Consider the following 18,076-nt stretch of genomic DNA (forward strand, 5'->3'; position numbering starts at 1 on the left):
GCTCAGTTGAGCGCGCGTTTCTCCTTCGAGACGACTTCCACGCCCTCGATGGCGGTGCCGGGATACTGGCCCTCGTCGTTTTTTTCGGCGGCCTTCACCATGTCCCAGACGACGTTCAGCCCCGTCGTCACGCCTTCGAGGGCCTCCATCTCGCAGCCGGTCTTCCCCGTGGTCTCGACGGCCACCTCCAGGACGACGCGGTCGTCCCGAACGTCGAAGTCGGTGTCGACGTTCGTGATGGGAATCTGGTGGCACATCGGAACCGTCTCCCACGTGTGCTTGACCGCCTGAATCGCGCCGATGCGCGCAGTGGTGAGGACGTCGCCCTTCCCGATTTCGTCCGCGCGAATCGCGTCGACGGTCGACTCCTGAAGGCGGATCTCGCCCCGTGCGACCGCCCGGCGCGCCGTGTCCTCCTTCGCGCCGACGTCCACCATCTGGACATCACCCTCCGCGGTGGTGTGGGTCAACTCGTCGCTCGCCTCGGCGTCACCCGCGCGCTCGTCACACATCGCGCTCACCCCAGAGCGCCGTCGGGATTTCTCCGAGTAAGTCCGACGCGAGCAGGCCGTAGCCCTGCTCGTCGACGACGACGTCACCCGCGGTGCCGTTCGCGTACGCCGCGACGCTCGCCGCCTGCACGGCCGGCTGCGTCGAGAACAGCGCCGCCGTAATACCTGCAAGAACGTCACCCGTCCCGCCGACGGTCATCCCGGGATTGCCCGTCCGGTTCACGCGCGTGGCGTCGCCGTCCGAGACGACGTCGTACGCACCCTTCACGAGGAGCGTCGCGTCGAGGTCCGCGGCGAACTCGGAGACGAGCGTCGCGCGCTCCTCCCAGTCGTCGCTCCGGGGGCCGCCCATCTTCGCGAGTTCGCCCTGGTGGGGCGTGCAGACCAACTCCGCGTCCGTCTCGACGTCCGGGACGACTTGGAGGGCGTCCGCGTCCACGACGGCCCGCCCCTCGTAGTGTTCGAGGAACTCCCGGACCGCACGACGCGTGTCGTCCGCACCACCCAGACCGGGCCCGATGACGACGACGTCGCGGTCCGCGGCGGCGTCGAGCAACGAGTCGACGTGCTCCGGTTGGAGGCGCGTCCCGACGTACGGCTCGACGATGAGGTCCTCGGCGTAGCCCTGTACTTCGTCCGCGATGGGCTCCGGGCACGCGACGTACGCGAGGTCCGCACCCGCCCGGAGCGCGGCCTGCGCGGTGAGCGCCGGCGCGCCCGTGTATGGACCGCCCCCAATCACCATCACGCGCCCGAAGTCACCCTTGTGGGCCTGCGGGTCGCGCTCGAGCGAGAGCAAATCGCCCGGCCCGACGAACGTCTCGGCGGCCTCCGGGATGCCGATGTCCGCCACCGTGACGTCCTCGTGCCCCTCGAGTCCGGGCTTCAGGTCGTGGAACGTCACGACGTGGTCGGCCTCGACGGCGATGTCCGCCACCTCGCCCGTGTCCGCGTCCATTCCCGACGGGACGTCCACGGAGATGACGGTGGCGTCCGCGTCGTTCATCGCGACGATGGCCGAGCGCTCGGGTTCGCGCGGCGCGCCCGTCACGCCCGTCCCGAGCACGCCGTCCAGAACGACGTCCGGGTTGCCGATGTCGAGCGCCTTCGAGTCGAGGACGCGCTCCGTCGTGATTTCGGCGGACTGGAGCGCCTCCCAGTTCTCGGAGGCGATGTCCGTCGTGATCGTCTCCGGGCGGCCGAGCAGGGAGACCGAGACGTCGTAGTCGCCCGCGAGGAATCGCGCGGCGACGAACGCGTCCCCGCCGTTGTTCCCTCGGCCCGCGACGACGGCCACCTCGTCGCCCTGCGCGGCGACGTCGCGCACCGCGCGGGCGAGGGCGTTCCCGCTCGACTCCATCAACTGCTTCGTCGAGACGTCGAGGGCGGCCGCGTTCCGGTCGACGGCCGCCATCCGTGCTGCGGTGATGGTCACACGACGGGATTCGCGCGAGGGCGCCCTAAATCCTACCGCCACGCGGACCGCGCTCTCGTGGCGGTCGCTCAGGTCCCTCAGTTACCGGTGAATCTCGAACCCGTCCAGTCCCTCCGGCTCCTGATACCGGACCTCAACGCCCTCGACGGACGCGGCGCGACTGCCCGTGTGACACCAATCGACCATCTCCTCGACGGCGGCCTCCGGGCCCTCGAAGACGGCTTCGACGCGGCCGTCATCGAGGTTCTTCACCCAGCCGTCGACGCCGTGCTCCTCGGCGGCGTCGCGGGTGCTCGCCCGGTAGAAGACGCCCTGGACAGTGCCGCTGACGAAGACGTGCGCGCGAACGCGCTCCGTGTCGCTCATACGCCACCCCTCGCACGCCCCGGCCTAAAAACGTCCGCCGCCGACCCCCGGTTTGCAAGTGTTTTCCACGCCCGCTCTCGCCGGCGGGCGCTGCTCCGGGACTCTGCTACTCCTGATTCCGGAGGTGGTGGAAAACATACGTCTGCGTGTAGCCGGCGTTCGGCCCGAACGCCTCGCGGACGGCGCGCGACGTCTCCGCGTAGTTCCCCCTCGCGCAGTCGGGGTAGTACTCCTCGATGGCGTGTCGAATCCACGTGTCAAGCGGCACCGCCTCAAGTTCGCCGAGTGAGAAGAGCGCGACGCAGTCCGCGACTTTGTCGCCGACGCCGACGAACCCCTTGAGGGCGTCGCGCGTCGCCTCCAAGTCCTCACCGCGGACGTCCGCCTCGGTGAGTTCGCCACTCGCCACCAGCTCCGCGCTCCGGGCGACGTAGGGCGCGCGATAGCCGAGGCGCAACTCGCGCAGCTCCTCCTCGCTCGCCTCCGCGAGGGCCTCCGGGGTCGGGAAGGCGTGGTAGGTCCGCCCGTCGAACTCGATGGCCTCACCGTACGTCTCGCGCAGCGCCTCCTGCATCGCGAAGATGCGCTCGACGCGCATCTGCGCCGAGCAGATGAACGAGATCAGACAGCCGAAGAAGGGGTCGTCGACGATGCGCAGGCCCCAGTAGCGCTCGTAGGCCTCGGCGATCAGGGGGTCGTCGCTCGCGGCGTCCCGAATCGCGTGGAGGTCGTCGTCGAGTCGCAGGAGCTCGACGAGGAGCGACTCGGCATCCGTCGTACTCTCCCACTCGAGGACGCCGTCGTGCTGACGGACGCGCACCACGTCGCCGTCGACGACGGTGCTGTACCACGCGTCGCCGCCGTAGGCCGCCGCGTCGCCGTACGTCTCACCGTCTTCACGGGTCCAGAGGTAGGTCTGACCGCTCTCCAGCGTCGCCTGCAGGTCGAACCCGCCGGCGACGTCCGTGAGCGGCAGCGATCCGGTTCGCATTCGCCCGAACTTCGGCACCGACGCTCAAACGGATGTCGGATTGGGGAGTAATCGCTCGATAATACCGGTCGCTACGCGATGTCGGCGTACAGTGTGATGCGGACCCGCTCCGCGTCAGAGTCTCAGTCGGCCTGAGCCGCGACTTTCTCCGTCGTCTCGTCGGAGTCCATCGCGGTCGTAATGTCGTCAGCCAGCGCGAAAACAGCAGCCTTGTGGTCAGTCTTCGATTTGTGAATCGATGTCGGTCGGATACCGAGTTCCTCGTACTCGTCCAGAGCCAGGGAGATGTCGCCCTCACACTTCGCATAGTAGTTCCCTACCTCTGCGAGAAGCCCGTGAAGATGGATGAGCTCCTGTTTCTTCATGACAACATCTCCTATCGGCCGAAGGGTTATAGTATTATCCTGATAACCGTTAACACACGTTCTCGCGGACGTTACAGACCGTGAGAGATTTTGACTACGTGGGGTGTCGGGCGCCGGCCTGAAACGCTTTTAGGCCGGCGCTGGTAATAGTGGGCTATGGGATACGACGAGCAACTCGAACGTGCGATGGCGGAGACGTCCGACGCCGACGCCGAGGCCTCTCGCTTCGACGTACCCGACCCCGAGGTCCGTACCGAGGGGAACTTCACTGTCTACGAGAACTTCCAGGAGACGCTCGACCGCCTCGACCGGAGCCAGCGCCACGTCCTCCAGTTCATCCAGAACGACCTCGGGACGGCCGCCCAGATCGACGAGAACGGCCGCGCGCGCCTCACCGGCGAGTTCTCGCAGGACCGCATCGCCGAAGCGCTCGATGAGTACGTCGAGGAGTACGTCCTCTGCCCGGAGTGTGGCCTGCCCGACACGAACCTCGTCCACCGCGACGACGTCACACAGCTGAAGTGTGACGCCTGCGGCGCGCGAACGACCGTCTAGAATCAGGACTGCAGTTGCTTCAGGTTCTCAAGGTCGCGGTCGGTGCGCATGAATTCGCTCGTCCGGTAGGTCGCCCCGCAGTCCGGACAGTCGTAGTTCTTCTCGGGTTTCGGGAGGTCCTTCGGGGACTCCTCCCAGTGCTTGCTACAATCAGGGCACAGCAACTGCACGTAGGCTGGCTGTGGCATACATAACTCCTGCACCGGCCGACGAAAAAAGGCTGTTGGCGGGATGACCCAGCCGGGCCCGACCACCGTCGCGGTTGCACACCGCGCCGCCGTGACTGTGCGACCGTCAGTGGGCGCGGGCCGCGAAAAGCGCTGAGGTGCCGGCTGGCGGCTCAGTAGTAGTCCTCGGAGCCGATGAGCTCGAACAGCTCGTCGTAGTCGTCGGGCAGCTGGGCGGTGACATCGTCGAGCTCGGTGTCGGGGACGCAGTCCTCGACGACGTCCATGACCGCCTGCCCGTAGAAGGCCGCGTCGGCCTCCTCGACGCGAGCGCGCTGGGAGACGCGCTCGACGAACTCCTGGTAGTCGAAGATCTGCCCGGAGTCCGCCTCGTGGAGGAACCGGTCGATCTCCATCGGGAGCGGGCCGGCGAGGTCGGCCGCCTCGTCCGCCTGAAGGCGTTCCCCGAGGGTCGTCAGGACCGCTCGAGTCGCACGGATAGCCTCCCCGCGGGACGCCAGTTCGAGACGATGCTGGACTTCGCCGACGAACTCGTCGTGTTTCATTGCACGTTGGCCTACCGACGGCCCCCCGTTAATCGTGATGGCCATTCGCGCTGCTCGCACCCGCTGCGTCACGCCTGGCGCGACGACGGAGGGTTATTTACGCGTCGCGACTGGAGGACGTAGCAATGGCGGGACAGGACGACCGTGGGGTATCGACGCTCGTCGGCGCGATTCTCCTCTTCGGCATCATCCTCGTCGTCTACGCGACGTGGCAGGCGGCCGTCGTACCGGCAGAGAACAAACAAGTCGAGTTCGACGCGTTCCAGGAGGCCGGCGAGGACGTCACCGAACTCCAGAACGCCCTCCAGCGCGCGGGCGCGTTTGGCGTGCAGACGAGTACCGTCGTCCACGCGGGCGCACGATACCCGCCGCGGGTGCTGTTCGTCAACCCACCGCCGGCGACGGGAACGCTCTCCACGCAACCCGCCGGCGACGTCACGTTCTCGAACGTCGCCGCGACGGACAAGGACGTCCGGGACTACTGGAACAGCAGCGAGCGTTCCCTCGCCTTCCAGACGCACCACGTGGTCCTCCGGACGGACTACAACGAGCTGCGCGCGAACGACCTCGGCATCGACCCGTCCGGCGCCGTCTACCTCGCTGCGGGCACCAACAGCGTGATGCGCGACGCCCAGTCGCTCGTGAACGGCAACCGCATCACGCTCGTCACCGTCGCCGGCGGCTACCGCGAGGGCGGCGTCACCGTCTCGCCCGCCGTCAGGCCCGTCAGCGTCAGTACCGAGACCATCAGTATCCGGAATACGAGTGGTGACTTCACGATGACCGTCCCGACGCGTCTCTCCGAAGATGCGTGGGAGTCGATAAACCGCTCACAGGCCACGATAGACCGCGTCAGCGTCTCCGGAAACAACGTCACTATCACGTTCCACGATGGCTCCTACCAACTCCGTCTCTCGAAGGTCGCGCTCCGCGAGCCGACGGACGCAGCTATAGACACGAACACGTCGGCGCGCTACATCACGGCGGCGAACTCGGATGCTGTAACTGTTGACACGTCGCCGGTTCGTCTCGTCACATACACTCGCGATAAGTACAACAACCCACGCGGGCACGTCAGCGTCAGGTTCAACATGACGAATACGTCTCGGAACACGAAGATAGCCGACCCGAACGGTGGTTCGTGTACCGCCGTGGACTGGAACGACGCTACTTCAACGTCAACGGTCCGGTCTGACGCTGATGGGACAGCAATCGCGTGTCTGAAGCCGACGAAGAAGAACTCGAAGGAAATCCGCGTCCGAGCGACTATGCAGGATCATCTCGCATCGGACATTAGTACTGACGCACGGAGCGTACGCTTCAACGTCACCGTCGTCTAAACGGTGAACAGGTGCCCTTCCTCGGGCACGTCGAAGAGGCCGATGCGTGCGCCGGCGTCCATCCACGCGTGGCCGTAGGAGAAGGACGCGAGCGCGTTCACGGGGTCGTCGTGCTCGCGGAAGTGCCGGCCGTCCTCGAGGTAGGAGCGCGCCATCTCCTCGTACTCGGCGGCGGCCTCGGCGAGCGGCGTCCCTTCGGGGGCGACCAACTCCGCTTCCTCGAGGGCTTGGGCGAGCAGGGCTTCGTAGCGGTCCGTCTTCTCGGCGAGGTCGGCGGGCATACCTCTCCGTGTGCGTGTCGGGAGGGTAAGCGTGTCGTCGTCGCGGGTCGCGTCGCCGGCGGGTCCGCGCACGCGACACCGGCTAGCTTCCCTGTCAGCGCAACCTACAAACCCCCGAATCCCCTTCGTCAGAGTATGAGCGACCAGCCCCACGTGGAGATATACACGAAGACGGCCTGCCCCTACTGTGAGAAGGCCAAGGACCTCTTCGACGAGAAGGGCGTCGAGTACGAGACGTACAACGTCACGGGCGACGAGGAGCTCTTCGAGGAGATGACCGAGCGCGCGAACGGCCGCGAGACGGCTCCCGAAGTCTTCATCGACGACGAACTCATCGGCGGCTGGGACGACACGTCGGCGCTCGATGCGACGGGCGAACTCGACGAGAAACTCGGCCTCGCGACGGACGGCGGCGAGGACGTCGTCGAGCACCGCGAACTCATCATCGCCGGGACGGGTATCGCGGCGCTCACCGCCGGTATCTACGCGGCGCGGAGCGACAACGACCCGCTCCTCTTCGAGGGCGACGAGCCGGGCGGCCAGCTCACCCTCACGAGCGACGTCGAGAACTACCCGGGCTTCCCGGAGGGCATCAACGGCGCGACGCTCGTCAACGACATGAAGGAGCAGGCGAAGCGCTTCGGTGCCGACATCGAGCACGGCATCATCGAGGACGTCGACGACTCCGAGCGTCCGTTCCGCGTCACGCTCTCGAACGGCGACGTCTACACGGCGGACTCCGTCATCGCCGCCTCCGGCGCGTCCGCACGCACGCTCGGCATCCCCGGCGAGGACGAGCTGATGGGCTTCGGCGTCTCGACGTGTGCGACGTGTGACGGCGCGTTCTTCCGCGGCGAGGACATGGCCGTCGTCGGCGGTGGCGACGCCGCCGCCGAGGAGGCCGTCTTCCTCACGAAGTTCGCGGACACCGTCTACCTCGTCCACCGCCGCGACGAACTGCGCGCGGAGGACTACTGGGAGCAGCGCGTCCAGGAGAAGGTCGATGAGGGCGACATCGAAGTCCTCTGGAACACCGAAGCCACCGAAATCCACGGGAGCGAGGAGGACGGCGTCGAGTCCGTCGACCTCGTCCACCATCCGGAGGGCCACCCGACTGAGAAGCTCGACGACGAGGACACCGAGGAGCGCAGCCTCGACGTCGGCGCGTTCTTCGTCGCCATCGGCCACACGCCGAACACGGCCTACCTCGAGGATACGGGTGTGGAACTCGACGACGAGGGCTACATCCAGACGGCCGGCGGCCACGGTGCCGGTCAGACGGCGACGGGCGTCGACGGCCTCTTCGGTGCCGGCGACGTCGTCGACTACCACTACCAGCAGGCCGTGACGGCCGCGGGAATGGGCTGTAAGGCCGCCCTCGACGCCGACGAGTACCTCGAGAACGAGGTGCCGGAGGCCGCGGAAGCCGAGGGGAGCGCGGAAGCGCCCGCGGACGACTAAACCCGGATAACGGCTTCTTTCGTTACGACCCGGGGAGGATGTCCCCGAGCGCGGCGCCGATCGCGGTGGGTGCCCACGCGACTGAGACGACACAGAGCGTCAGCCACGGGTCGCTCGCCCACTGTGATTGCCCCCAGCCGGTGAACAGCGCGGCGGTGACGCCGAAGGAGATGCCGATGACGCCGGCGAGACGGCGGGGGACGAACCCGAGTATCGGGTCCTTCACGCGAACGTCCTGAATCTCCGCGACGTAGAGGATGCCGTAGACGACACCGATGGTGACGGCGACTGTCGCGAGCAGGTTGAGCGGATGGGTGGCGACGAAGGCGCCGACGTCGTACGTTCCGCCCTCGACGACCATCGGCACGGCGAAGAGTGCGCCACCGATGCCGGCCTCCGCGGCGTCCGCGCGGTCGAACCCGCGAATGACACGGCCGAACGTCCCGGGTTCCTGGAGGTCGGTGATAGTGTCCATCGCGTCCTGCACGACCTCCCGACCCTCGGGGCTGTCGACGTGCTCCTCCAACTCCTCGAGGTGGTCCATGAGGTCGGAAACGTCGGACGATTCCCGCTCGGTCGTCGCGTCCGCATCGCTCATGGGGGAGGTGACGGCGCGCCCCCACAAAAAGTCGGCCGCCACCTCTTTCGGGAGTCGGGACGCACCGTCGGGTATGTCCGAGTTCCCGGACCGACCTGACTACCCGGAGCCGCGCAAACTGGACAAGGGAATGACCGTCGAGATCGAGCAGGGCGAGGGGAAGGAGCCCATCGTCGGCGAAGTCGGTGCCGTCCTCGAGGAGGCCGACTCCGAGGGCGCCATCGTCCAGCTGAAGTCGGGCGCACAGGGCCGCGTGCGCAAGATTACGCACGAGTAATCCGACTCGACGCCCGACACACCTCGCACCCGACGGCCGCTCGTCGGGCTATCCGTCCTCGTTTTCTCACGCCCGCGGAAGCGACTCACGGCCGCCGCACGGACAGTCGAGCGGGCGGGTGGACGGCCGCACTCGCCGCGGCGGTGAAGAACGGGGGCTGGTTAGACGACGTCACCGACGCGCTCGATGACGCCCTCGACGTCGCTGACCTGTGGTGTGGGGAGTGTGACGGACTGCTCGACGATGCGCTCGGTCGCCGACCGACTCCCGTCCTCTGCTGTCGACATCACTACCCTGTGGTGTCGCCGACCACAAAATCGTGGTGGCGCTCACTCCCGGGGGTTGACGGCGTCCCGGTAGGTGTCGTAGGCGAGCGTCGCCGTCTCGCCGTCGAGCGAGCGCAACCCCATCGTCGAGACGCCGTTGTACTCGAAGCGGTTGTAGTTGTTGCGCTGCTTGTAGTCCCGCAGGACCCAGAACGTGTAGCCGGCCATGTAGTCGACTCGTTCGACGTCGGTCACCTGCTGCCAGTGCGAGCGGAGCGCGGCGGCCTGCCACTCGGGCGTCCCCGCCTCGCTCGCGGCGTTCGACGGCGGTCCGCGGAGTTCGGGCGCCGACCACGTCCCGTTCTCCGTCACCAGAATCGGTTTCTGGGGGTGTCGCTCGTGCAGGGCGTCGAGCGCCGGGCCGAGGTCGTCGTTCTCGCCGTAGAAGAACCCGAAGTACTCGTTCAACCCGAGGACGTCCGCGAACTCGTAGGCAGGGTCGTCGGGGTGCGCGGCCGCCCACGTGATTGGCCGTGCCTGCCTGTCGAGCGTCCGCGCGGCCTCGCGCAGGTCCCGAATCCACTCCGCGTACACCCAGTCGTTCGCCGTCGACTCGTTCTGGAGCGACCAGAGGGCGACCGACGGGTGGTTGTGCTGATGCCACACCATCGCGGCGACGAGCGCGCGCGAGAGGCCGTAGTCGCGCAACTGCACCCACTGCTGGCTCGGGCGGAGCCAGACGTTCTGCGCCTCGTCGACGACGTGGACGCCGCGCTCGTCCGCCGTCTCGTAGAACGCCGGGTGGCGCGTGTAGTGGCTGTTGCGCAGCATGTTCACCCCGAGGTCGGCCGCCCGGTCGAGGACGCGCTTGTAGCCCCCGTCGATGAGCGAGCGAGCGCGCGGCGGGTCCTCCTCGTGCCAGTTTGTCGCTTTCAGGAAGACGGGGTCACCGTTCACGCGGAGGCGACTGCCCGCTGTGGCGACCGTGCGGACGCCGTACGTCGTCGCGAGGCTGTCCGTCTCGGTCCCGCCGTCGAGTGTCGCGCGCGCCTCGTAGGTCGTCGGGGAGTCGAGGGTCCACGCGTCGGCGTCGGGAATCGACGCGGTGAGCGTCGGCACGCGCACGTCGCCCGGCGCGATGGTGACGTCGCGCGTCACTACTTCGCCGCCCGTTCCGTCGCCGGGGTCGAGGCGGAGCGTCGTCGTGACCGCTTCCTCGCGGTGGTTGACGAGCACGGCGTCTACGGCGAGTTCGCCCTCTCGGGCGTCCACGAGGAGTTTGCGCACCGAGACCCGGGGCGTGGCTTCGAGGTAGACGCCGCGCACGAGGCCGGCGTACGGCCAGTAGTCGACGGGGTTCGGCGGGACGTCCGTCGCGTCGCTCACCGGCACCGGCACCGACGCGGTGTACGACGACCACCAGCGCCGGCGGTGACAGCGCACCGCGAGGACGTTCTCCGCGCCCGGACGGAGCGCGCGTTCGGCATCGAGGACGAACGGCACGTCCGCGCCCTGATGCGTGCCGAGGTGCACGCCGTTCAGGTAGACGTCCGCGGTGACGTTCGCGCCGAGGAAGCCGAGCTGCGTCGTCATCCTCGCCCACGACTCGGGCGCGTCGAAGCGCGTCCGGTACCACGCGTACCCGTCACGGAACGCCGTCCCGACGCCGTAGGTGCCGTCGTACGACCAGAACTCGGGCGTGTCGTAGAGGTCCCACGGCTCCGGCACCGGCACCGTTCGCCACCCCGAGTCGTCGAACGCGGGGGCCTGCCAGCCCGCGTCGAGGCCCCGGTTCTGCGGGTCGAAGTGGAAGCGCCATTCGCCGTCAAGCGAGCGGTGGTCGCGCGACGGGCCGTTCCCGTCCCACGTGTCGACGCTCGGGACGGGGCGGCCGAACTGGAAGAGCACCGGCGAGCCGTCGATGCGGTGGACGGCCGTCCCCGCGGGTTCGTCCTCGTCGCCCGGCCCCTGTCGGTCGAGCGGACTCGCCGTCGCGGCGAGGCCGACGCTCCCGAGGGCGGCGAGGAACTCGCGGCGCCGCAGCGTCGTGTCGAGGCCGGCCATCGCGACCCACCACCTCCTTCGGAGGGTGGCGGAAAAAACGTCCCGGGAATCCTGACTTTCCTGCTCCGCAGACACTAAGTATACCGACACTGAGGCTACGCTACAGAGAACTATGGAGTCGACGACTCTCGACAGTAGCGGCGTCTCGGTCCGCGCCTTCCTCCCCTACGCCGGGGCTGCGGCAGTGCTCTTCGCCGTGGTGTCCTTCCCGGCGCTGTTCGACGCGACGTACCCGAGACTCGTGAACACCGCCCTCCTGCTCGGGGTCTGTGGCCTCGTCGCTCGCGCCGCCGTCTCCCCGCTCCTCTCCTTCGAGTCCGCACGCCCGCTCCCGCCGGTGGACGAGCATCCGATGGTGAGCGTCGTCATTCCCGCCTATGACGAGGAAGCCGTCCTCGGCGCGACGCTCGAGGCCTGCGAGGCACTCGACTACCCGAGTGACAAACTCGAAGTCATCGTCTGCTACGAGTCCGACTGTAGCGACCGCACGCCCGAAATCGCCGAGGAAGCCGCGGCGAACTCCGACATCATCCGCGCCGTCGAGCGCGACGAACCCGGCGGCGGGAAGGCCGCTGCGGCGAACTACGCGCTCCGCTACGCGAACGGCGACGTCATCGCGAGCATCGACGCCGACCACCGCTTCGAACCGGACGCCATCGAGCGCGCCGTCCGCTGGTTCGACGACGAGGACGACGTCTGGTGCGTGAAGGGGCGCTGCTACGGCGACAACCCGACGGACTCCATCGTCGCGCTCCTCGCCACCGTCGAGCGCCACGTCACCGAGAAGGCCGAACTGTTCGCCCGCGACGTCATGGGCGGATTCACCATCTTCGGCGGCGGCCAGGCGTTCTTCCGCCGTGAGGTCTTCGAGGAGTTCGGTGGCTTCGACGAGGAAATCCTCGTCGAGGACATCGACATGACCTCCCGCATCCACACCGTCGGGAAGGATATCCGTATCGACCCCGCCATCATCACCTACGAGGAGCAGCCCGTGAGCCTGCGCGGCCTCTGGCACCAGCGCCTGCGCTGGACGCGGGGATGGATGCAGGTCGCGCGCCGCTATCTTCCCTCCTTTCCGCTCCGTGCCCGCGCCTCCGTGCGCAAGAAGGCCGATGCCGTCTACACCTACGTCTACGCGGTGCTTCCCGCGTTCTTCGTCGTCGGGATGCCCATCACGCTGTTCAACTGGAGCCCCGCGTTCGAGGCCCGGACCTACCTCCCGAACGACGCCGCGTTCTGGACGGCGTTCACCGTCATCCCGATGCTCGCCGCCGTCCTCGTCTTCCTGCAGGACGCCCGCGACGGCCACGACCACCACTGGAGCGAGTACCTCGTCGTCTTCGCCCTCCCTGCCTACTACTCCGTGCAGTCGATCCTCTTCTTCGTCGCGTTCGTCCAGGAGTTCGTCCTCCGGCGCCCGAACGTCTACGTCAAGACGGACCGCTGACGTCGAGCGTTCGGGAACGCCTATACGACCGGGCGGCCTAGCGACCCCATGAGCGAGCAGACACCCGCGCAGGGCGCGGGCTGGTTCGCGGGCCTCGACCCCGAGGACGCGGACGCAGCCGCCGAATCCGTCCGCGAGGGGCGTTCCGAGGAGCCCGCCGACTGGCCGGCACGTGCCGTCAACGCCGGGTTCGCCGAGTCCGAGGAGGAGTATTACGAGACGCTCCACGAGGCGACAGTGGCGGCGACGCGTCGCGCCGTCCGCGAACGCGAGCGCGCCGACGACCGACAGGTCATTCACGCGGTTCGCGCGATGGACGACCTCGCGAGCACGACGAACGAACTCGCGGAGCGCCACGCCGAGTGGGCGGGCGCCGTCTTCGACGACGCCGGGACGGGCGTGGGGTACGCCCGCGACGTCGCCGACCGCGTGCCCGAGACGGACGCCGAGGAGCGCGTCGTCAGCCTCGCGCGGCGCGTCGTCAGCCTTGCGGACGAACGCGACGCCGAGCGGGAGTTCCTTGACCGACAGGTGCCGGCCGTCGCGCCGAACCTCGCGTCGATGGCCGGCCCCGTTCTCGCCGCGCGCCTCATCGAACTCGCTGGCGGTCTCGAGGACCTCGCGAAGATGCCGTCGGGCACCGTCCAGGTGCTCGGCGCGGAGGACGCGCTCTTCGCGCACCTCCGCGGGAACGCCCCCTCGCCCAAGCACGGCGTCATCTACACCCACGAGTACGTTCGGGGCACGCACCCCGACGAGCGCGGGTCGGCGGCACGTGCGCTCGCCGGCAAACTCACCATCGCCGCGCGCATCGACCACTATTCGGGTGATTACCGGCCCGAACTGGAGGCGGAACTCGACGAGCGCATCGCCACCATTCGAGAGCGCCACGAGGGAGGTGACGGCGAATGAGCGACGACCTCCCCGCGGGCGTCGACCGGCACGACTTCGGTGACGGCCCCGCGCTCGCGACGAAAGGCACGCCCGAGTACGGCGAGCGTACCGACGGCGAGTGGCGGCGCTGGGACCCGAACCGCTCGAAGCTCGGCGCGACCATCGAGAAAGGCCTCGACACTGGCCTCTCGGGCGGCGACTCGGTGCTGTATCTCGGCGCCGCGAACGGGACGACGGTCAGCCACGTCGCGGATTTCGCCGGCCCGACCTACGCCGTCGAGTTCGCGCCGCGCTCCGCGCGCGACCTCCTCGACGTCTGCGAGTCCCGCCCCTACCTCTTCCCGCTCCTGAAAGACGCCCGGAAGCCCGAGACGTACGCGCACGTCGTTGAGGCAGACCTCGACTGTATCGTACAGGACATCGCGACGCGGGGGCAGGCCCGCGTCGCCGCCGAGAACGCGCGTTTCCTCGGCGATGGCGGCCGCCTCGTCGTCGCCATCAAGGCCCGGAGCGAGGACGTCACCGCCGACCCCGAGGACGTCTTCGAGGACGTGCTCGCCGAACTGCGCGAAACCTACGTCATCGAGGGGCGCGCGCGCCTCGAACCCTACCACGACGACCACCTCGCCGTCGTCGCGTCGCCGCGCTGATAGCCGGGTTCGGTACGCATAAACCCGCCCCACACGAAAGCCGGACGAATGACGACGGGTTCGCCGGACGCCTTCACGGACCTCGGGACGCTCGGCGTCGAGGAGGAGTTCTTCGTCGTGGACGACGACGGCCTCCCGACTGCCGGCAGCGACACGCTCGTCTACGAGGCCGAACCGCCCGAGATTCTGTCGGAGCGCATCGACCACGAGCTGTTCAAGTTCGTCGTCGAGACGCAGACGCGACGACTCGACGGCCCCCACGAGGTGGGCGAGGCCGTCCGCGAGGTGCGGGACGCGCTCGTTCGCTACGCCGCCGAACACGGCTACGGCATCTCGGCCGCCGGCCTCCACCCGGGCGCGCGCTGGCGCGAGCACGAGCACGCCGAGAAGCCGCGCTATCGCTCCCAGCTCGAGCGCATCCAGTACCCACAGCACCGGAACACGACTGCCGGCCTCCACATCCATGTCGGCGTCGACGACGCCGAGAAGGCGATGTGGGTCGCGAACGAGGTCCGGTGGTTTTTGCCCGTGATGCTCGCGCTCTCCGCGAACTCGCCGTTCTGGAACGGCCATGATACCGGCCTCGCGTCCGCGCGCGCCAAGGTCTTCGAGAACCTCCCGACCACCGGGATGCCGACCGCCTTCGACTCCTACGACGAGTTCGACGCCTTCGAGCAGACGATGGTCGAACACGGCTCGATGGAGGACCGCGGCGAAATCTGGTGGGACGTCCGCCCGCACTCCGCGCACGGCACCGTCGAACTCCGCGCGCCGGACGCCCAGCACGACCCCGCCGTCGTCGACGCCCTCGTCGAGTTCGCCCACGCGCTCGTCATCGACCTCGCGGAACGCTACGAGGACGGCGGCGAGGGCTACGGCCACCGGCGCGAACTCCTCGACGAGAACAAGTGGCGCGCCGTCCGGCACGGCCACGACGCCTCCTTCATCGCCCGCGACGGTTCTGGTACTGTTTCGCTCGGCGAGGTCGTCGACCGGGAGTGCGAGCGCCTCGGCGTCACGGGCATCCGGGATGTCTACGACGCCGAGAGCGGTGCAGCCTTCCAGCGCCGCGTCCACGAGACGGAGGGCGCGAGCGCGCTCTACGACGCGATTCGCCTCTGAGTCCGACGAGCAAGGGCTTTTTACGCACACGGGGCTTTCGTTCCCTCGAAGACAACGCTATGTCCGAGGACACACCCGACACCCCCGAGGACGAGGGCGAGCGAAGCGCTCGTGACCGTATCGAGGAGGGCGCCGACCGCGCGCGCTCCGGGTTCGACGACCGCGTCGTCGACATCCTCTCCTGGATGCTCGACACCGAAACCCGTGCGCGCATCTACGTCTACCTCCGCCAGCACCCCTGGAGCACGAGCGAGGAAGTCGCGGAAGGGACGGGTCTCTACCCGAGCACCGTCCGCGAGGCGCTCGCCGAACTCGCCAGCGAGGACACCGTCGAGCGCCGCAAGCGCGAGAGCGAGGGCGCCGGCAACAACCCCTACGAGTACACCGCCATCGCGCCGAGCGAACTCGTCGGCGGCGTCGTGGGGAGCGTACAGGACGAACTGAACACCGTCTTCAACCTCGGTCGGGACTCCGAACCCGAGAGCCAGCCCGTCCGCATCGAAGTCGAGAGCGACGAGGAGGGCGCGGCGGAATCGGAGGCCGACGACGCGGACGCCGAGACGGACGCCGGCGCCGACGAGTCCTCCGAGGAGGGCGACGAGGACGGCGCTCGGAACGCCTGAGAACCCAACGGATAAACCCGGGGGCCACATCGTCGGGGACATGAACGTTGCGCTGGGCGGGACGTTCGACCCCATCCACGACGGCCACCGAGCGCTCTTCGAGCGGGCGTTCGAACTCGGTGACGTCACCGTCGGCTTGACGAGCGACGACCTCGCCCCGAAGACCCGACACGAGGAACGCTACGTCCGCCCGTTCGAGGAGCGAAAACGCGACCTCGAGGACGAACTCGCGGAGTACGCCGCGGAGTACGGTCGCGACTACGAGGTCCGCGAACTCACCGAGCCGACGGGCATCGCCGTCGAACCCGAGTTCGACGCGCTCGTCTGCTCGCCCGAGACCGAGGCGAACGCCGAGCGCATCAACGAGATTCGCCGCGAGCGCGGCTTCGACCCGCTCGACATCGAAGTCGTCCCGCGCGTCGAAGCCGAGGACGGCGGCGTCATCTCCTCGACGCGCATCGTCAAGGGCGAAATCGACGAGCACGGAAACCTCACGCCGAACCGTTCCCCTCGCGAGAAGTAGCCTACCAGCTCGGCGGTTCGAGTCCCGCCCGCTCGAGCAGGTCCTTCCAGCGGTTCTGAATCGTGAGCCGCGAGACGTCGGCCGCCTCCGCGACGGCGCTCTGCGAGCGCTGGTCGCCCGCGACGAGCGACGCCGCGTAGAGCGACGCCGCGAGCGCCGCCCGCTTCGAGCGCTCCTCCTCCGGGAGCGTCGAGAGGAAGAGGTCGCGTGCCGTCGAGCGTGTCTCCGAGTCGAGCTCGAGTCGGTCACCCACGTGCTCCAGTTCCGCCAGCCACTCCTCCTGGTCGAGAGCGTCCCCCGCGCGATACATACCTCACGTGACGGGACGCATCGACATAAGCGCACGGCGAAGGCGACACGCTCTTAGGGTTCTCGCCCCGACAGTCAGAGTGCGCACGGGTAGCCAAGCTTGGCCAACGGCGCAGCGCTTAGGACGCTGTCCCGTAGGGGTCCGCCGGTTCAAATCCGGTCCCGTGCACTGTTCTGTCCGAGCGACGCGAGGACGAAGCGCGTTCGGAGCGGAGTTGCACCCAGCGAGTCGCAGCGCGACCGGGGGAGCGACGTCTCGCGATGGTTCAAATCCGGTCCCGTGCATTTTCTGCGCTCCCCGTCGGGAGAGCGACGATGCCGCCCTCAGGCTTCGACGAGGAGGCGGTCGTAGCCCGGCGGGAGTTGGGACGTGATACCCTCGAACTCCTCGTCGGGGAGAACGTCGGCGAGCGCGCCGAAGGTGGCCTCGACGTAGTCGTAGGCGCGGTCTGACTCCGTCTCCGCGAGGCTGGCGACGTCGGCGACCTGTGCGACGAACTCCTCGTGGGAGAGTTCGACCGGTTCTGCGGGTTCGTCGGGAACGACAGCGTCTGCGAACTCGTCTGGAAGGTAGTCGGCGACGTCCTCGGCTTCGCCGCGCGCGATACGTTTACCGAGGACGGTGAGCGTCGCGCGGGCGGCGACGCGTGCTTCGTCGTCCGTTTCGAAGTCGCCGTGGCGCTCCAGCGCGTCGATGAACGCGGACATGGATACGCCAGTGGCGTCGGGGCGCTGGTAGTTGAGTCTGACGACCGTTCGGCCTCAGTCGCTCACATCGCTCGCGTTCACGTCGGTGGGACGGATGCGGAGTATCACGCGCTCGCTCTCGACGGGCGTCGGGTACTCCTCCTCGCCGAGGTAGCGTCGTGCGAGTTCGTCGATGTGCTCGCGCGCGCCCTCCGCGGACACCGACTCGACCTCGCCGGTCACCGAGAGGAACCGATAGGGGTTCTCCGGGTCGGTCATACTGACGGCGACGTCCGGGGTCCGCTTGGCGTTACGGGCTTTGCGGCGATGACGTTCGGTGTTGATGAGGAGGTCCCCCTCGTCGGGGTCGTAGCCGATCCAGACGGGCGTGGCCTGTGGCGTCCCGTCGGGATTCATGGTCGTGAGGTGGGCGATCGTCCGCTTCTCGAAGAGGTCGTGGAACGCCTCGGGAATCTGCTCCATACGCCAGCCTCGTCCGACGCCGAGTTAGCTGTTGGGTGCAGCCAGCCGGCAGTCAGGCGTCCGACACCGTCACAACCCTTTTCCCGAATCGCCG

The 18,076-nt window shown here is 68.2% G+C and carries 24 protein-coding genes and 1 tRNA gene; 11 read left to right on the plus strand and 14 right to left on the minus strand.

The features are described from left to right. Positions 1-2: 2 nt before the first annotated feature. The 5 genes from moaC to ACQUS8_RS00995 form a co-directional block, all read right to left on the minus strand. Entirely contained in the window at positions 3-512 is a 510-nt protein-coding gene (gene moaC, locus ACQUS8_RS00975; RefSeq protein ID WP_435095588.1) for a cyclic pyranopterin monophosphate synthase MoaC, read from the minus strand. Then, entirely contained in the window at positions 505-1,947 is a 1,443-nt protein-coding gene (locus ACQUS8_RS00980; RefSeq protein ID WP_435095591.1) for an NAD(P)H-hydrate dehydratase, read from the minus strand. The genes moaC and ACQUS8_RS00980 overlap by 8 nt, the downstream gene beginning before the upstream one ends. Before the next feature lie 81 nt (positions 1,948-2,028). Then, positions 2,029-2,313, minus strand: coding sequence for an acylphosphatase (locus tag ACQUS8_RS00985; protein WP_435095594.1), 285 nt, complete (start codon positions 2,311-2,313; stop codon positions 2,029-2,031). Positions 2,314-2,419: 106 nt separating this feature from the next. Beyond that, positions 2,420-3,304, minus strand: a complete 885-nt coding sequence (locus tag ACQUS8_RS00990; RefSeq protein WP_435095597.1) for a DNA-3-methyladenine glycosylase family protein — start codon at positions 3,302-3,304, stop codon at positions 2,420-2,422. 122 nt (positions 3,305-3,426) lie between these two features. Continuing rightward, positions 3,427-3,669, minus strand: coding sequence for a UPF0058 family protein (locus ACQUS8_RS00995; protein WP_435095600.1), 243 nt, complete (start codon positions 3,667-3,669; stop codon positions 3,427-3,429). Between the two features lie 156 nt (positions 3,670-3,825). Between ACQUS8_RS00995 and ACQUS8_RS01000 the strand changes: the two genes are divergently transcribed. Continuing rightward, the gene (locus tag ACQUS8_RS01000; protein ID WP_435095603.1) at positions 3,826-4,224 is read left to right on the plus strand and encodes a translation initiation factor IF-2 subunit beta; all 399 of its coding nucleotides are present in this window, start codon (positions 3,826-3,828) and stop codon (positions 4,222-4,224) included. Positions 4,225-4,226: 2 nt separating this feature from the next. Here the strand turns inward: ACQUS8_RS01000 and ACQUS8_RS01005 are convergent, their stop codons facing one another. Both ACQUS8_RS01005 and ACQUS8_RS01010 read right to left on the minus strand, forming a co-directional pair. Further along, a complete protein-coding gene (locus tag ACQUS8_RS01005) occupies positions 4,227-4,412 on the minus strand; it encodes a hypothetical protein (protein WP_435095606.1) in 186 nt (61 codons plus the stop codon). A gap of 152 nt (positions 4,413-4,564) precedes the next feature. Then, positions 4,565-4,957 carry a DUF2267 domain-containing protein gene (locus ACQUS8_RS01010; protein WP_435095609.1) on the minus strand — a complete coding sequence of 131 codons (393 nt, stop codon included), beginning with the start codon at positions 4,955-4,957 and terminating at the stop codon, positions 4,565-4,567. 125 nt (positions 4,958-5,082) lie between these two features. Between ACQUS8_RS01010 and ACQUS8_RS01015 the strand changes: the two genes are divergently transcribed. After that, on the plus strand, positions 5,083-6,297 hold the full coding sequence (locus ACQUS8_RS01015) for a hypothetical protein (protein WP_435095612.1): 1,215 nt from the start codon (positions 5,083-5,085) through the stop codon (positions 6,295-6,297). Here the strand turns inward: ACQUS8_RS01015 and ACQUS8_RS01020 are convergent. After that, the gene (locus ACQUS8_RS01020; RefSeq protein ID WP_435095615.1) at positions 6,294-6,578 is read right to left on the minus strand and encodes a DUF357 domain-containing protein; all 285 of its coding nucleotides are present in this window, start codon (positions 6,576-6,578) and stop codon (positions 6,294-6,296) included. The genes ACQUS8_RS01015 and ACQUS8_RS01020 overlap by 4 nt on opposite strands. Positions 6,579-6,713: 135 nt before the next feature. On the opposite strand from ACQUS8_RS01020, the gene ACQUS8_RS01025 reads away from it, so the two are divergent. Then, entirely contained in the window at positions 6,714-8,039 is a 1,326-nt protein-coding gene (locus ACQUS8_RS01025; RefSeq protein ID WP_435095618.1) for an FAD-dependent oxidoreductase, read from the plus strand. Between the two features lie 22 nt (positions 8,040-8,061). Here the strand turns inward: ACQUS8_RS01025 and ACQUS8_RS01030 are convergent, their stop codons facing one another. Continuing rightward, the gene (locus ACQUS8_RS01030; RefSeq protein ID WP_435095621.1) at positions 8,062-8,637 is read right to left on the minus strand and encodes a DUF2391 domain-containing protein; all 576 of its coding nucleotides are present in this window, start codon (positions 8,635-8,637) and stop codon (positions 8,062-8,064) included. Positions 8,638-8,710: 73 nt separating this feature from the next. On the opposite strand from ACQUS8_RS01030, the gene ACQUS8_RS01035 reads away from it, so the two are divergent. Continuing rightward, positions 8,711-8,914 (plus strand): DUF2196 domain-containing protein, encoded by a 204-nt coding sequence (locus ACQUS8_RS01035; protein WP_435095624.1) that lies wholly within the window; start codon positions 8,711-8,713, stop codon positions 8,912-8,914. 161 nt (positions 8,915-9,075) lie between these two features. Here ACQUS8_RS01035 and ACQUS8_RS01040 read toward each other — a convergent pair whose 3' ends face one another. After that, entirely contained in the window at positions 9,076-9,201 is a 126-nt protein-coding gene (locus ACQUS8_RS01040) for a hypothetical protein (RefSeq protein WP_435095627.1), read from the minus strand. 42 nt (positions 9,202-9,243) lie between these two features. Beyond that, a complete protein-coding gene (locus ACQUS8_RS01045; RefSeq protein WP_435095630.1) occupies positions 9,244-11,244 on the minus strand; it encodes a glycoside hydrolase family 2 protein in 2,001 nt (666 codons plus the stop codon). A gap of 112 nt (positions 11,245-11,356) precedes the next feature. Here ACQUS8_RS01045 and ACQUS8_RS01050 point away from each other — a divergent pair, with 112 nt between their 5' ends. Genes ACQUS8_RS01050 through ACQUS8_RS01075 form a run of 6 tightly spaced genes read left to right on the plus strand, consistent with a single transcriptional unit; the run spans position 11,357 to position 16,503 of the window. Continuing rightward, a complete protein-coding gene (locus tag ACQUS8_RS01050) occupies positions 11,357-12,691 on the plus strand; it encodes a glycosyltransferase (protein WP_435095633.1) in 1,335 nt (444 codons plus the stop codon). Positions 12,692-12,739: 48 nt separating this feature from the next. Beyond that, positions 12,740-13,603 carry an NOP5/NOP56 family protein gene (locus ACQUS8_RS01055; protein WP_435095636.1) on the plus strand — a complete coding sequence of 288 codons (864 nt, stop codon included), beginning with the start codon at positions 12,740-12,742 and terminating at the stop codon, positions 13,601-13,603. Next, positions 13,600-14,235 (plus strand): fibrillarin-like rRNA/tRNA 2'-O-methyltransferase, encoded by a 636-nt coding sequence (locus ACQUS8_RS01060; protein WP_435095639.1) that lies wholly within the window; start codon positions 13,600-13,602, stop codon positions 14,233-14,235. The genes ACQUS8_RS01055 and ACQUS8_RS01060 overlap by 4 nt, the downstream gene beginning before the upstream one ends. A 48-nt stretch (positions 14,236-14,283) precedes the next feature. Further along, positions 14,284-15,357, plus strand: a complete 1,074-nt coding sequence (locus tag ACQUS8_RS01065; RefSeq protein ID WP_435095642.1) for a glutamate--cysteine ligase — start codon at positions 14,284-14,286, stop codon at positions 15,355-15,357. Positions 15,358-15,416: 59 nt separating this feature from the next. Further along, positions 15,417-15,980: a helix-turn-helix domain-containing protein gene (locus ACQUS8_RS01070; RefSeq protein WP_435095645.1), complete on the plus strand. Its 564-nt coding sequence runs from the start codon at positions 15,417-15,419 to the stop codon at positions 15,978-15,980. Positions 15,981-16,020: 40 nt separating this feature from the next. After that, on the plus strand, positions 16,021-16,503 hold the full coding sequence (locus ACQUS8_RS01075) for a phosphopantetheine adenylyltransferase (protein WP_435095648.1): 483 nt from the start codon (positions 16,021-16,023) through the stop codon (positions 16,501-16,503). Position 16,504: 1 nt separating this feature from the next. Here the strand turns inward: ACQUS8_RS01075 and ACQUS8_RS01080 are convergent, their stop codons facing one another. Next, complete coding sequence (locus ACQUS8_RS01080) at positions 16,505-16,813, minus strand: transcription initiation factor IIB family protein (RefSeq protein WP_435095651.1); 309 nt, start codon at positions 16,811-16,813, stop codon at positions 16,505-16,507. 83 nt (positions 16,814-16,896) lie between these two features. Between ACQUS8_RS01080 and ACQUS8_RS01085 the strand changes: the two genes are divergently transcribed. Beyond that, positions 16,897-16,981: transfer RNA gene (locus tag ACQUS8_RS01085), tRNA-Leu, on the plus strand. 155 nt (positions 16,982-17,136) lie between these two features. Here the strand turns inward: ACQUS8_RS01085 and ACQUS8_RS01090 are convergent. Both ACQUS8_RS01090 and ACQUS8_RS01095 read right to left on the minus strand, forming a co-directional pair. Then, the gene (locus tag ACQUS8_RS01090) at positions 17,137-17,520 is read right to left on the minus strand and encodes a DUF2267 domain-containing protein (RefSeq protein ID WP_435095654.1); all 384 of its coding nucleotides are present in this window, start codon (positions 17,518-17,520) and stop codon (positions 17,137-17,139) included. Between the two features lie 54 nt (positions 17,521-17,574). Further along, positions 17,575-17,982: a PPOX class F420-dependent oxidoreductase gene (locus ACQUS8_RS01095; protein WP_435095657.1), complete on the minus strand. Its 408-nt coding sequence runs from the start codon at positions 17,980-17,982 to the stop codon at positions 17,575-17,577. Between the last annotated feature and the right edge of the window lie 94 nt (positions 17,983-18,076).

Origin of the sequence: Halarchaeum sp. P4, from assembly GCF_051195175.1 — an archaeon.
In the GTDB taxonomy this organism is placed as follows: Archaea; Halobacteriota; Halobacteria; order Halobacteriales; family Halobacteriaceae; genus Halarchaeum.

Coding starts and splice junctions, on each gene's coding strand:
- moaC (WP_435095588.1), bottom strand. CDS start 512: ATGTGTGACGAGCGCGCGGGTGACGCCGAGGCGAGCGACGAGTTGACC.
- ACQUS8_RS01000 (WP_435095603.1), top strand. CDS start 3,826: ATGGGATACGACGAGCAACTCGAACGTGCGATGGCGGAGACGTCCGAC.
- ACQUS8_RS01070 (WP_435095645.1), top strand. CDS start 15,417: ATGTCCGAGGACACACCCGACACCCCCGAGGACGAGGGCGAGCGAAGC.
- ACQUS8_RS01040 (WP_435095627.1), bottom strand. CDS start 9,201: ATGTCGACAGCAGAGGACGGGAGTCGGTCGGCGACCGAGCGCATCGTC.
- ACQUS8_RS01015 (WP_435095612.1), top strand. CDS start 5,083: ATGGCGGGACAGGACGACCGTGGGGTATCGACGCTCGTCGGCGCGATT.
- ACQUS8_RS01095 (WP_435095657.1), bottom strand. CDS start 17,982: ATGGAGCAGATTCCCGAGGCGTTCCACGACCTCTTCGAGAAGCGGACG.
- ACQUS8_RS01035 (WP_435095624.1), top strand. CDS start 8,711: ATGTCCGAGTTCCCGGACCGACCTGACTACCCGGAGCCGCGCAAACTG.
- ACQUS8_RS01025 (WP_435095618.1), top strand. CDS start 6,714: ATGAGCGACCAGCCCCACGTGGAGATATACACGAAGACGGCCTGCCCC.
- ACQUS8_RS01010 (WP_435095609.1), bottom strand. CDS start 4,957: ATGAAACACGACGAGTTCGTCGGCGAAGTCCAGCATCGTCTCGAACTG.
- ACQUS8_RS01075 (WP_435095648.1), top strand. CDS start 16,021: ATGAACGTTGCGCTGGGCGGGACGTTCGACCCCATCCACGACGGCCAC.
- ACQUS8_RS01005 (WP_435095606.1), bottom strand. CDS start 4,412: ATGCCACAGCCAGCCTACGTGCAGTTGCTGTGCCCTGATTGTAGCAAG.
- ACQUS8_RS01030 (WP_435095621.1), bottom strand. CDS start 8,637: ATGAGCGATGCGGACGCGACGACCGAGCGGGAATCGTCCGACGTTTCC.
- ACQUS8_RS01055 (WP_435095636.1), top strand. CDS start 12,740: ATGAGCGAGCAGACACCCGCGCAGGGCGCGGGCTGGTTCGCGGGCCTC.
- ACQUS8_RS01065 (WP_435095642.1), top strand. CDS start 14,284: ATGACGACGGGTTCGCCGGACGCCTTCACGGACCTCGGGACGCTCGGC.
- ACQUS8_RS00995 (WP_435095600.1), bottom strand. CDS start 3,669: ATGAAGAAACAGGAGCTCATCCATCTTCACGGGCTTCTCGCAGAGGTA.
- ACQUS8_RS01050 (WP_435095633.1), top strand. CDS start 11,357: ATGGAGTCGACGACTCTCGACAGTAGCGGCGTCTCGGTCCGCGCCTTC.
- ACQUS8_RS01090 (WP_435095654.1), bottom strand. CDS start 17,520: ATGTCCGCGTTCATCGACGCGCTGGAGCGCCACGGCGACTTCGAAACG.
- ACQUS8_RS01020 (WP_435095615.1), bottom strand. CDS start 6,578: ATGCCCGCCGACCTCGCCGAGAAGACGGACCGCTACGAAGCCCTGCTC.
- ACQUS8_RS00990 (WP_435095597.1), bottom strand. CDS start 3,304: ATGCGAACCGGATCGCTGCCGCTCACGGACGTCGCCGGCGGGTTCGAC.
- ACQUS8_RS01045 (WP_435095630.1), bottom strand. CDS start 11,244: ATGGCCGGCCTCGACACGACGCTGCGGCGCCGCGAGTTCCTCGCCGCC.
- ACQUS8_RS01080 (WP_435095651.1), bottom strand. CDS start 16,813: ATGTATCGCGCGGGGGACGCTCTCGACCAGGAGGAGTGGCTGGCGGAA.
- ACQUS8_RS00985 (WP_435095594.1), bottom strand. CDS start 2,313: ATGAGCGACACGGAGCGCGTTCGCGCGCACGTCTTCGTCAGCGGCACT.
- ACQUS8_RS01060 (WP_435095639.1), top strand. CDS start 13,600: ATGAGCGACGACCTCCCCGCGGGCGTCGACCGGCACGACTTCGGTGAC.